Annotated in this window: 13 protein-coding genes and 1 tRNA gene; 4 read left to right on the top strand and 10 right to left on the bottom strand. The window is 45.7% G+C overall.

The window, feature by feature from the left end; genetic code table 11:
- Positions 1-13 precede the first annotated feature (13 nt).
- Genes rlmM through DRW07_RS06500 form a run of 4 tightly spaced genes read right to left on the bottom strand, consistent with a single transcriptional unit; the run spans position 14 to position 3009 of the window.
- Positions 14-1111 carry a 23S rRNA (cytidine(2498)-2'-O)-methyltransferase RlmM gene (gene rlmM, locus DRW07_RS06515; protein WP_124027089.1) on the bottom strand — a complete coding sequence of 366 codons (1098 nt, stop codon included), beginning with the start codon at positions 1109-1111 and terminating at the stop codon, positions 14-16.
- Complete coding sequence (locus DRW07_RS06510; protein WP_124027562.1) at positions 1108-1494, bottom strand: DUF423 domain-containing protein; 387 nt, start codon at positions 1492-1494, stop codon at positions 1108-1110. Before DRW07_RS06510 ends, rlmM begins: the two co-directional genes overlap by 4 nt.
- Positions 1495-1496: 2 nt before the next feature.
- On the bottom strand, positions 1497-2126 hold the full coding sequence (locus DRW07_RS06505) for an alpha/beta family hydrolase (protein ID WP_124027088.1): 630 nt from the start codon (positions 2124-2126) through the stop codon (positions 1497-1499).
- Entirely contained in the window at positions 2116-3009 is an 894-nt protein-coding gene (locus DRW07_RS06500) for a transcriptional regulator GcvA (protein ID WP_124027087.1), read from the bottom strand. The genes DRW07_RS06505 and DRW07_RS06500 overlap by 11 nt, the downstream gene beginning before the upstream one ends.
- 217 nt (positions 3010-3226) lie before the next feature.
- Between DRW07_RS06500 and DRW07_RS06495 the strand changes: the two genes are divergently transcribed.
- Entirely contained in the window at positions 3227-3502 is a 276-nt protein-coding gene (locus DRW07_RS06495; RefSeq protein ID WP_124027086.1) for a hypothetical protein, read from the top strand.
- A 57-nt stretch (positions 3503-3559) separates the two neighbouring features.
- On the opposite strand, the gene kdsA is transcribed toward DRW07_RS06495, so the two are convergent.
- From kdsA to hemA, 6 genes are read right to left on the bottom strand one after another with little or no spacing between them, the layout of a single operon-like run.
- The gene (gene kdsA / locus DRW07_RS06490) at positions 3560-4417 is read right to left on the bottom strand and encodes a 3-deoxy-8-phosphooctulonate synthase (RefSeq protein WP_124027085.1); all 858 of its coding nucleotides are present in this window, start codon (positions 4415-4417) and stop codon (positions 3560-3562) included.
- A 3-nt stretch (positions 4418-4420) separates the two neighbouring features.
- Positions 4421-4789, bottom strand: a complete 369-nt coding sequence (locus DRW07_RS06485; RefSeq protein ID WP_240630526.1) for a SirB2 family protein — start codon at positions 4787-4789, stop codon at positions 4421-4423.
- 14 nt (positions 4790-4803) lie between these two features.
- The gene (locus DRW07_RS06480) at positions 4804-6366 is read right to left on the bottom strand and encodes a DUF3369 domain-containing protein (RefSeq protein WP_124027083.1); all 1563 of its coding nucleotides are present in this window, start codon (positions 6364-6366) and stop codon (positions 4804-4806) included.
- Positions 6359-7213: a peptide chain release factor N(5)-glutamine methyltransferase gene (gene prmC / locus DRW07_RS06475; RefSeq protein WP_124027082.1), complete on the bottom strand. Its 855-nt coding sequence runs from the start codon at positions 7211-7213 to the stop codon at positions 6359-6361. The genes DRW07_RS06480 and prmC overlap by 8 nt, the downstream gene beginning before the upstream one ends.
- 2 nt (positions 7214-7215) lie before the next feature.
- Complete coding sequence (gene prfA / locus DRW07_RS06470; protein ID WP_124027081.1) at positions 7216-8301, bottom strand: peptide chain release factor 1; 1086 nt, start codon at positions 8299-8301, stop codon at positions 7216-7218.
- 12 nt (positions 8302-8313) lie between these two features.
- Entirely contained in the window at positions 8314-9594 is a 1281-nt protein-coding gene (gene hemA, locus DRW07_RS06465) for a glutamyl-tRNA reductase (RefSeq protein WP_124027080.1), read from the bottom strand.
- Between the two features lie 115 nt (positions 9595-9709).
- Between hemA and lolB the strand changes: the two genes are divergently transcribed.
- The 3 genes from lolB to DRW07_RS06450 all read left to right on the top strand — a co-directional run bounded on the left by lolB (position 9710) and on the right by DRW07_RS06450 (position 11259).
- A complete protein-coding gene (lolB, locus tag DRW07_RS06460) occupies positions 9710-10327 on the top strand; it encodes a lipoprotein insertase outer membrane protein LolB (RefSeq protein WP_124027079.1) in 618 nt (205 codons plus the stop codon).
- Positions 10318-11166: a 4-(cytidine 5'-diphospho)-2-C-methyl-D-erythritol kinase gene (gene ispE / locus DRW07_RS06455; protein WP_124027078.1), complete on the top strand. Its 849-nt coding sequence runs from the start codon at positions 10318-10320 to the stop codon at positions 11164-11166. The genes lolB and ispE overlap by 10 nt, the downstream gene beginning before the upstream one ends.
- Positions 11167-11183: 17 nt before the next feature.
- Positions 11184-11259, top strand: a tRNA-Gln gene (locus DRW07_RS06450).
- Positions 11260-11273: the final 14 nt, after the last annotated feature.

Below are 11273 nucleotides of genomic sequence, written 5' to 3'. Positions count from 1 at the left end.
TGCAAATTAATCCTTAAATGAGGTCAGATTGCACCACGACAACCGTCACTTCATCCCTGTCGTGATAGAGGTGGCGGGCTGACATTCTGTAGCGGAAAAATGATTTACCAAGCTCCGTTCTGACTAAATCCAAACAGCGAGAAACACAGTCAAAGCGTTGTTTCATAGGCAATTTAAGATTAAAAATGGCGTGATCGGTCCAACCTAATTTTAACCATTTAGCCATTAAGCTGGCGACTTTGTCGGGTTGCTCAATCATGTCACAGACTAATAATGTCACTTTTCCGTATTGTGGCTGGTAGGAAAAACCGTCGTGGGCATAGTGCGCAACCATACCTGTATTCATTAATGCTTCTTGAATTAAACCATTATCAACTGCTTCAACGTGCATTCCGCGCTGCACCAACTGATACGTCCATCCTCCAGGGCACGCCCCTAGGTCCACGCCGTTAGCACCTTCTGTAAATATAGCTTGGCGCTCTGGCTCTGTAAGTTGATGTTTGATGGCATCTTCTAACTTAAGCGTTGAGCGACTTGGCGCATTGGGAGGGAATTTGAGTCGAATTATGCCTCCTGGATTAGGCGCACTCACGGGGTTGATACTAACGCCGTATATACAATGGTGAGACCGGGTAAACAGTACGTGGGCTTGTTTAACCGTTTTTTCGGATTTGAGCCGGCGTCCAATGATTCCCTTAGCGCGCATCGCCTGCCTAAGCGGTACGTTAAATTTTTTCACAAACCTGGCCAGCTCATTGCCTTGTTCTGAATCAGCATGCTCAACCAACACATCATGACCCAGCGATACATTGGGCTCAATATTTTCAAAAGCCTGCAACAGCGGTGTTACTCTGTCTTGCGTGTCTTCATAGCTTACTTCGCCCAATACCTGCCAAACCTGCCGCGCAAAAACCAAACTTCCCAACAACGCTTTGACCGGCTTTTGTTCGAGAGCTTGTGCTGGCTGGTTGACCAAAGTAAAACTCAACCATGCTTGCCCCTTTTTAAAGTTGGGATAGCCAGCGATATTGAGCAAGGCAAAACCATGGATGAGTTCTTCCGACAAATCCTGTTCGTAGCCACTCCGACATAGCAGCAACAATTGTGTCATTGTGTTTTACCCGCGCCTTGCCAAGCAGCGATAATAAGCCAAATCCACCCTAGGATTAGCGCACTACCTCCTAAAGGCGTGACCATAGCAAACCCTGTTAAACCGGTACCAATATAGGCATACAGACTGCAACTAAACCCTGCCGTGCCGATACATAACAGCCCACATCCCGTCAGCCACTTTTTTCGCTCAAAGGGTTGAGAAACAAAGCTTAGCGCGATCAAGGCTAAGGCGTGATACATTTGATATCTAACCGCTGTTTCAAACGTTTGCAGTTGCATATCGGTTAATACGGCTTTTAACCCATGCGCACCAAACGCTCCCAGTGCAACGGCAGTCATGGCATAAAAAAGCCCTACCAGTAAAAAATACTTATGCCACACTCTCATTCTCTCCCCCTGTGAGCGCGCACAAAGCTAATTGTTTTTTTTGCAGCTAACGCAATATGCGCATTTTGGGTGAAACCAGACGCTTTACGGGGTTTAAAACTGTGATCGCCGTCTGCCAAATAGTCGACAGAAACCTGACTGCTCAAGGAAAACGTCTCAATTTCTTTTTTATTGCCAAAGGTATCTCTCTCACCTTGAAGAATGAGTAAAGGACAATGTAAATGTGCAAAGTGTGCCAAACGCAATTTCTCTGGCTTTCCTGGTGGATGAAACGGATAACCATACACCACAGCCCCTTGTATCCTGCCCTTAAAATCAGGATTAGCCAGCATATGTGTGGCAATTCGCCCCCCCATACTTTTACCACCGATAAATAAAGGGATACCGTCTTGTTCTGTATTATCAATATGTTGCGCAAACTCTTCTTCCAATATGGGTGCACGGGAGGGAGGCCGTTTTTTACCTTCATTAAGCTGGCGCTGCATGTAACTGAAATTAAATGTGATCACCTCAATGCCGTGCTGACTGAGTTGTTCAGCTAAACACCGCATAAAATCAGACTCTACGGGCGCGCCAGCGCCATGCGTGAGTAAGAGTCTTGCCATTGGCCTAAGTTTACTGCTCATCTTCTTGTACCTGCGACTGCATCCATTGTTTGAATGTGGTTATCTTACCCAAATCCATGTGCTGAGGGTCGCACACCATATAGTATGCTTCTTTACTTTCCAAGCGCTCGGCAAAGGGCACAACCAAACGGCCCGCTTCAAGTTCTGGTCGCGCAAGTACCGTATTACCAAGTGCAATACCCTGCCCCAGTGCAGCTGCCTGCAACACCATCATTGAATGACTGAACACTGGCCCTTGATTAACGTTAATGCCGTTCACCTTAAAGTGCTTTAGCCAAGTGTTCCACATGGCCCTGCTAGAGTCGTGCAACAACACGTGATTTTTCAAATCGAAGAGATCCCTGAGCGGTTTTCCCATTTGCAGAAGCGTAGGCGAACACATGGGCGTAAGAAACTCACTGTGCAGCTTGTCTGCCTGCACACCTGACCAACGACCTTTACCGTAATAAATCGCAACATCGATATCGTCTGTCAAAAACCCTTCATCAAAATCAACTGCCTTAATTCGAACATCAATATCGGGGTTTTGGCTGGAAAACTGACTTATGCGCGGTACTAGCCATTGACTGGCAAAACTGGGCGGCGTCGCAACTGTGATAGCGCCTTTACTGCCTTTGGCAAGGAGCTTATCCGTGGCATCCTGTAATGCTTTGAATATCTCTTTTAAATCGAGGTAATACGCTTGCCCTTCTTCAGTCAGCAACAATGTTCTGTTACGTCGCAAAAAAAGCTTCATAGATAAATATTCTTCAAGCGCTTTAATTTGATGACTCACCGCAGCCTGAGTGACAAATAATTCGTCAGCGGCTTTGGTAAAGCTCAAATGCCTGGCGGCAGCCTCAAAGGCTTTCAACGAATTGAGCGGAGGCAGTCTACGCGCCATATAATAAAACCCTCTACTGTGACACTAATATTATATTAGCATTAGTTTTTCTAATCAGAAAGCCTTACTAATTCTCGTTTTTAACCGCTCACGAAATTGGTTAATATTTAAACCATGCAGGATATAGGCAAATAATATCAACCAGTTAAACTTACACTTGTTAAAAGCAAGAGTTAATTTTAACAATTATTTAAACTTATCAGAAAGGTGTTTATAAATGAAACAATTAAGCAAAATTATTGCATTCACTGCGCTCGTAAGCCTTACCACCACGGTGCAAGCTTCTAACGAGTCTTCTTTAACTCTAACAGAAATGACAGAATCTGCTATTGCGTCTATGAACAGTGAATTAAATGCAAAGCTAGAACAGACTATTCAACGCGAAGCAAAAAAAGCCATGACCGAGCAATTAGCTGTTGCACGCACTGCTATCTTTATAGCCAGTGTTTCAAACTCGCGTACAACAGACAAGATGGTGATTAAAGGCGAATAACCCTTGCTACACCTTCTGAGTTGTCAAGGCGACGATACCGTCGCCTTAACACAACTTTCACGCTGAATCTGTATCTAATTCAGGGAATGATTTAACGAGGTCATCCAACGCTTTCATTTGTGCTAAATAAGGCTCGAGAGCTCGCAACGGCAATGCACATGGGCCATCGCATTTGGCTTCATTGGGATCAGGATGCGCTTCAATAAATAATCCAGCCAAACCCAGCGCCATCCCACTTCTTGCTAGCTGAGCAGCCTGTGCTCTGCGACCATCTGCCGACGATGCCCTGCCACCAGGCTTTTGTAAGGCATGGGTAGCATCGAAAATAACCGGTGCATAGGTTTTCATTTCATCCATACCCAGCATATCGACGACTAGGTTGTTATACCCAAAGCTAGTGCCACGCTCACATAAAATAATATTGTCGTTGCCCGCTTCCTGACACTTATTAATAATATGCCGCATTTCGTGAGGAGCCAGAAACTGCGGCTTTTTCACATTGATCACGGCCCCAGTGCGCGCCATGGCATCTACCAAGTCAGTTTGCCGCGCTAAGAATGCGGGGAGCTGAATAATATCAACAACCTCTGCAACCGGCTTAGCCTGATAGGGCTCATGCACATCGGTAATAACAGGCACATTGAAGGTACGTTTAATTTCCTCAAAAACCTTCAACCCCTCTTCCATACCTGGCCCCCGGTAAGAATGCAGGGATGAACGATTGGCTTTGTCAAAAGACGCCTTGAATACGTAAGGGATATTGAGTGTTCTCGTTACTTCTACGTAGTGTTCAGCAATGCGCATTGCTAAATCCCGAGATTCGAGTACATTCATACCGCCAAATAGAACAAATGGCTTGCTGTTAGCGATCTCAATTCCGCCGAGAGTAATATGTTGCTTTGATTTAACTGTCATTACTTAAAACCATAGAGGTTGTTTTGTTACTGCCACTTTTGCTGTGACCGCTAACCACGCCAATGCGCCCAGAAAGCCAACCCACTGCATCAGTTTTGTTTTGCCCCATTTAAAAGCAACTAAACCCATCACGATGAAAGCGATTAACCCCAACAATTTGAAGGTTACCCATGAGGTCGTAAATGGATATATCGACAAAAGCATACAAAGCCAGACGGCAGTTGCAACTAGAACCGTATAGGCAATGTGAGGGGCTATCTTCATAAATTTGTTATTAGCAGCTTGCATCTGCATTTGCATCATTGCAAACCGAGCAACAAACAATAAAATACTCAGCACCAGCGCCGTGAGGTGCAAATGTTTTGCCATCATGTACATAGAAAATCCTAAGGTTTTTGAAATATATCGTCGGAAAGTGAGTTTTCAATATCGACAAGCGATGCGTGGTGTTCAATGACAATGTCGGCAATCTGCGGACTAAACGCCTTACCGCGCTCCTCCTTGAAGAACGCAACCACGTCTTCGATTGACCAGTTAGATTTGTAGGTTTGTTTACCCAGAAGGGTATCAAACATATAAACAGCGGCCACTACCATGCTTTCTACAGAAATAGCCGCTTCAGAGAGTTTTTGTGGGTAGCCACTACCATCCCACTTTTCGTGATGCTGGCGCGACAATACCATGGCCTTCTTAAGAAAGGGTATAGCCTCATAATCGGTTTCAGCTGTGCATGCCTTTGCATGCTCAGAAATCGCTTTAATGCAGGCTGTAATATCCACTCCAGCATCATTTAATAGCACAGGCGCCAGACAGGAGTGCTCCAAGCCCATTAAGGGAATTGCCATTCGCAGTTCTTTCGTATCGGAATCATTCAACCCTGCTTTACCTGCTACAAAGTCAGCCATGGCAACCAACCGCATCATTCGAGTACTGCCATGTCCATTGACATCAGACAAGTTACAAAGGCGATCGAGTACCCTTGCCTGCGTTTCCGTCGCTTTTTTGATACGCATAACATTTTCAAATGCCACTTGAACATTTTGCGAAAACAGGTCAATCAAGTGCTTATCGTTGGCATTAACTTGCCGGTTCAGTCCAGACAAATATAACAGTGAGCCGTATTTTGACTGACCGCCGCAATACGCCACTATATGGTTATCGGCAAAAACGACGTCTTGAGACGCCAAGGCGTGTTGACAACTTTCAAACTCGTCGCCGCCTAATGCTTCAGCGAGAGGTTTACCGCGTTTTTCGGAGTATTCACCATTGCCGGCAAAGATAAACCATTCATCCGACTGTGTGTCCATAATAGGCTCATGACCAGCGACAGCACTCGTGATGTACGCAGCATCTTGTGAACAGCCCAGTACAGAACTCAATTGCTGGATAAGGCCCTCCATGAACTGTTCCAGTGATCGACGACTGAATAAATCCGTCGACGCTTGTACCACCTTCTCAAGCCCTACACGGCTTTCTTCTATAGAAATAATGTCGCGGTATGAACGCAGCGCCGCAATAATAACCGTAAACAGCTTTTGTGCAGTTAATTCTGTTTTCGATTTATAGTCATTGATATCGTAATTAACGATAACTTCTTTTTCAGGCGCCTGGCCGGGTTGACCAGTGCGAAGAATAATGCGAGTAAAGCTATTGTTTAATTCATTTCTAACGCGATCAGCCACGCGCAAGCCCGCGTCATCCGTCTCCATCACCACATCGAGCAACATGACAGCGATATCATCGTGTGCTTTAAGTACATTGATAGCTTCTTCGCCGCTGTAGGCGCTAAGAAAATTGAGTGATTTACCATTAAGCACAAACTCACTCAGTGCAAGTTTTGTCACTGCGTGAATTTCTGGCTCATCATCAACGATGAGAATTTTCCATGTACCGTCTATTTTGGGTGCTAAATCGTCATCGTCTTCAGCAAACAAAAACTCATCATTCATAAGCTTTACCACGCGTTGCCTTTTGCTCAGCTCTAAGCCTAGCAATTGTCACTCTCTGATAAAGATTTAAGTCCTCTATAGCTGCAATGTCAACAAAATCTGCATTGCGCAATAAGGCAGCCACATTTTGATGCTGATCAAAACCATGCTCTATCATTAGCCAGCCCCCATGATTAAGGTGTGTTCCTGCGCATTCGATAATAATGCGGATATCATCTAAACCATCATATCCAGCACACAGTGCCGACTCGGGTTCAAACCGCACATCGCCTTCAGCTAAATATTTACTGTCTGATTCTACATACGGTGGATTGGTCACTATGGCATCAAATTTTTTTCCTGTCAGTGAGGAAAACCAATCACTTTGCAAAAAATCTACATTAGTTATGGCTAAATTTGCCGCATTCTGAGACGCTACCATGACCGCCTGAGTTATACGATCTACCCCCACTACATCCCAGTTCGGTTTTTCATGTCCTATAGCCAAGGCTACTGCCCCCGTGCCTGTGCCTAGATCGCAGATGGAGGCCTTTTCGATGTTAACTTTTTCTAGCACGGTTTCGACTAAGAGCTCAGTTTCCGGACGCGGAATAAGCGTTGCTGGTGAGACGTATAACGGTAAAGACCAAAATTCTTTGACACCCGTAATATAAGCAACGGGTTCACCCGTTACTCGTCGCTCAACAGCATCCTTAAACTGCAATTCTTGCTCTTGGCTCAGGACTACATCGTCAAACGCAAACAAAAAGCTTCTGGGCTTGTTTAGTACGGCACTCAGCAAATAGTCAGCGTCTGTGGGTTCATCAAGTAGACCGCGCGCCCACTGACGCGCCTGCCCAATGTTCACACTTATTCGTCCGCTAGCGATGCAAGAAGATCTGCTTGGTGCTCTTGCCTGATAGGTTCTGCCAACGCATTCAAATCCCCTTCGATGACTTCATCGAGCTTGTATAAGGTTAGATTTATACGATGGTCAGTGACCCGGCCCTGAGGAAAGTTATACGTGCGAATGCGCTCAGAACGGTCTCCGCTTCCAACCAAGTTACGTCGTGTTGTTGCCTCTTCTTCCGTTCGCTTATCCTGCTCCATCTGATTTAGCCTTGCATTTAGCACAGACATGGCTTTAGCTCTATTTTTATGCTGAGAACGCTCATCCTGACACTCCACCACAACGCCTGTGGGTAAGTGAGTGATGCGTATTGCGGAGTCAGTTTTGTTAACGTGCTGTCCTCCTGCACCCGACGCTCTGAAGGTATCAATACGCAGATCAGCAGGATTAATTTCGATTGCTTCAGATTCGGGTATTTCAGGCAAAACGGCAACCGTGCACGCTGATGTGTGAATACGCCCTTGTGACTCTGTTTCTGGTACGCGTTGAACGCGATGACCGCCAGACTCAAATTTCATTACACCGTAAGCGCCCTCACCGCTAATATTCGCGATGACCTCTTTAAAACCACCATGCTCACCTTCATTGGCTGAAACTAACTCAACACGCCAACCTTTCGTTTCTGCATATCGGCTGTACATGCGAAACAGATCGCCAGCGAAAATAGCCGCCTCATCGCCACCCGCCCCGGCGCGGATTTCCAAAAAGCAACTGTGATCATCGTTGGGATCTTTTGGCAACAACAGTACTTGTAGTGCCTGTTCCTGTTCATCAATGGCCGCCTTGGCATCCTTTATCTCTTCTTGCGCCATTTCACGCATCTCTGCATCGTCTTCCTGTAACATCAGTTCTGCGGCTTCGAGATTATCAAGGGTTTGCTTGTACTGATTAAAAGTCTGCACAACACTTTCAAGTTGCGAAAACTCTTTAGATAAGGCCCGAAATTTGTCCTGATCACCAATCACATCAGGGTCGCCCAAGAGTGCCTGTACCTCATCAAAGCGTTCAACCAAATGTTCAAGTTTTGTTACTACAGATGCTTTCATTTACTGTTTCCGTTAGTCCTTGTCGGGCTTTACCGGTGAGGACTTATCCAATTCAAAGTGGGCTATCAGCTTGTCGGATACACCCGCCATACTATTTAACCCACTATCTTTTAATAGCTTAGTCGGTGCATGCATAAGTGCATTGCTCAATTTGTGACTCAGCTCTTTTACAACCTCTTCAGCGTCACGACCTTCCTGCAACTGATTCAGCGCTCTGCTAAGAAATTGCTGCTGGGTATGTAAACACTGCTCCCGATACGTTTTTACCAAGTCGATTTGTTCATGACTGTTTTGCCATTGTATAAATGACTGTACCTGTTGATTGATGATTTCCTGTGCTTCAATCGCCGCTTCTTCTCTGGAAGCCAGATTCGCCTCCACAATTTGCTGCAAATCATCCACTGTATATAAATACGCATTATCAAGTTCGTTTACCTGCGATTCAATATCTCTTGGCACCGCAAGGTCGACCAGAAATACGGGTTGGTTTCGACGCTTTTTCAATGCGTCTTCAACAACCCCTTTTCCTACTAAAGGCAGCTGGCTGGCGGTGGAGCTGATTACAATGTCGTACTGATGAAAATGTTCAGGCATTTGTGCCAAAGTGATTACATTTGCACTTAACTGTTCGGCCAGATTTTGAGCCCGCTCGCGCGTTCTGTTGGCAACGGTAAGTTGTGTAACCCCAGCGTCTTGCAAATGCCTCGCTACCAATTCTATGGTTTCTCCTGCACCAATGAGCAACACTGACAACTTATTGAGTTTAGAAAATATATGCTTCGCCAACTGCACTGCCGCAAACGCCACAGACACAGCATTTGCACCAATATCGGTTTCACTGCGTACTTTTTTTGCAGCGGAGAATACGTGCTGAAACAACTTGTCAAAATGACGATGAATGGCACCGTTCTGCTTCGCCACGTTGTAAGCTTGTTTCACTTGACCTAAAATTTGTGGCTCGCCCAACACCAGTGAATCCAGTCCGCTTGCCACTTTTATCAGATGACTCAGTGCTGCCTCGTCCTGCTCTGTATAAAGGTGTGTTTCAATATTTTTGCTGTCTACTTTGTGAAATGTCGACAACCACTGACTCAGGCTGGATTGCGCCACCCCCTCGTGATGAATATAAAGTTCGGTGCGATTGCACGTTGACAGTATCACAGCTTCACGAATACCACTGAGCGCACGAAGCGCTTGCAGCGCATCAGCCATGGAGTCTGGCGTAAATGCAACTTTTTCACGCAAGGAGACAGGCGCAGTTTTGTGGTTAATTCCTAGGGCAGTGAATGTCATTACTTCTGGTCAAGATGAGTCTGGAGCGGCATTGTACGAAAAACGCAAAATGATTGAAAGTTGCGACAGCTTTTGTTCCCATTAAACTCTTGGTTATTATTATTTAGGTTATTTTGTGGCCAATTACCTGCGTCATATCACCTTTTTATTATTTATCAGTCTGGTTTCAGCATGTGCGACCAAACCTTCTATTGATAATGCATCACTGGCTGCAACTGGCGGCTGGCGGTTGCAAGAGTCTCGTCTGAAGGCATTTTCTCAGTGGGAGTTAAAAGGCAGATTAGCCTATAAACAACAAGACGAGGGCTTTAGTGCTCGTGTTCGCTGGCAAACATCTGCAGACACCAGCACGTTGAAACTTACTAGTTCATTGGGTGTGTCCATTCTTAGCCTCGATATCACACCCGTGCTTACAGTTTTGGAAGCCGATGGGGAAGTCTATCAAGGTGACAATGCACAGCAATTGTTAGCCGACATTGCGGGGCTAGACATTCCCGTGCAACAGCTTCGACGTTGGATAAAAGCACTTCCTGACGACCACGACAAAATAACGCTCAATGCGCAAGGCTATATTGAGACACTCAGACCAACCTGCCTCCCATGTCGCAAATGGGAAGTGCATTACAACAGTTATGCTGACTTTGACGGTTTGATACTTCCAAATTCGCTGACACTTACCGACCTTTCGCAACCCAATGCTTTTATAAAACTCAAGGTGACATCATGGCAGTAACCTGGTGGGCCAGCCCAGCTAAACTCAATTTGTTTCTGCACATTACGGGGCGCTATGAAGATGGATATCATGCGCTTCAGACCGTCTTCCAAATGCTTGATTACGGAGATGAAATTGGTGTTGAGACAAGTGATACAGGCGAGATTTCACTCGCACAATCAATATCCGGGGTGGCTGATCATGAAAACTTGGTATATCGGGCTGCAAAGTTGCTTCAGACCGAAACGCGAACCACTGAAGGGGCCAAGTTACATATTCATAAGCGACTCCCCATGGGTGGCGGTGTAGGCGGAGGTTCTTCCAACGCAGCCACCACACTTTGTGCACTCAATAGCATGTGGAGAACTGCATTGAATCAATCGGAACTGATTGAACTTGGTCAGCAGCTAGGTGCGGACGTACCTGTATTTATCCACGGCAGAACCACCTTTGCAGAGGGTACCGGAGACAAATTCACCGATATCACCACACCCGACACCGTGTTTTTAGTTGCTCACCCTAATGTACACGTGAGTACACAAGCTATATTTACAGCCGCTGATTTGCCCAGAAAAACGCCCGTCATTTCTTCGCAGCACTATTCTTTTAATGCCACCCAAAATGATTGCCAGGAAATTGTCTGTAAAAGGCATCCTGAAGTTGCAAAATTATTACAGTGGTTGCTACAATTCGCCCCGTCGCGAATGACTGGCACTGGTGCATGTGTGTTTTCCGTATTTTCTGACAGAATATCTGCTGAAAAAACCCTTAAGCAGCTTCCGTCTCAGTGGAGCGGATTTATTGCACAGGGCGTACATACATCACCGTTATTAAAACAATTAAAGCAGTACAGCATTTAAGACTACAATTAACCTGATGGGGTATAGCCAAGTTGGTAAGGCAGCGGGTTTTGATCCCGCGATTCGTTGGTTCGAGTCCAGCTACCCCAGCCATCTATTCAGCTTGA

The sequence above is a fragment of the Paralteromonas sediminis genome (assembly GCF_003820355.1).
GTDB classification, from domain to species: domain Bacteria; phylum Pseudomonadota; class Gammaproteobacteria; order Enterobacterales; family Alteromonadaceae; genus Alteromonas_F; species Alteromonas_F sediminis.
Note: the sequence above shows the minus strand (reverse complement) of the source record. Positions and strands in the feature narration are given on the sequence as shown.

Bases quoted from the DNA above. Each gene is read 5' to 3' on its own strand.
- rlmM (WP_124027089.1), bottom strand. From the start codon at position 1,111: ATGACACAATTGTTGCTGCTATGTCGGAGTGGCTACGAACAGGATTTG.
- DRW07_RS06505 (WP_124027088.1), bottom strand. From the start codon at position 2,126: ATGAGCAGTAAACTTAGGCCAATGGCAAGACTCTTACTCACGCATGGC.
- DRW07_RS06500 (WP_124027087.1), bottom strand. From the start codon at position 3,009: ATGGCGCGTAGACTGCCTCCGCTCAATTCGTTGAAAGCCTTTGAGGCT.
- DRW07_RS06495 (WP_124027086.1), top strand. From the start codon at position 3,227: ATGAAACAATTAAGCAAAATTATTGCATTCACTGCGCTCGTAAGCCTT.
- kdsA (WP_124027085.1), bottom strand. From the start codon at position 4,417: ATGACAGTTAAATCAAAGCAACATATTACTCTCGGCGGAATTGAGATC.
- DRW07_RS06485 (WP_240630526.1), bottom strand. From the start codon at position 4,789: ATGATGGCAAAACATTTGCACCTCACGGCGCTGGTGCTGAGTATTTTA.
- DRW07_RS06480 (WP_124027083.1), bottom strand. From the start codon at position 6,366: ATGAATGATGAGTTTTTGTTTGCTGAAGACGATGACGATTTAGCACCC.
- prfA (WP_124027081.1), bottom strand. From the start codon at position 8,301: ATGAAAGCATCTGTAGTAACAAAACTTGAACATTTGGTTGAACGCTTT.
- hemA (WP_124027080.1), bottom strand. From the start codon at position 9,594: ATGACATTCACTGCCCTAGGAATTAACCACAAAACTGCGCCTGTCTCC.
- ispE (WP_124027078.1), top strand. From the start codon at position 10,318: ATGGCAGTAACCTGGTGGGCCAGCCCAGCTAAACTCAATTTGTTTCTG.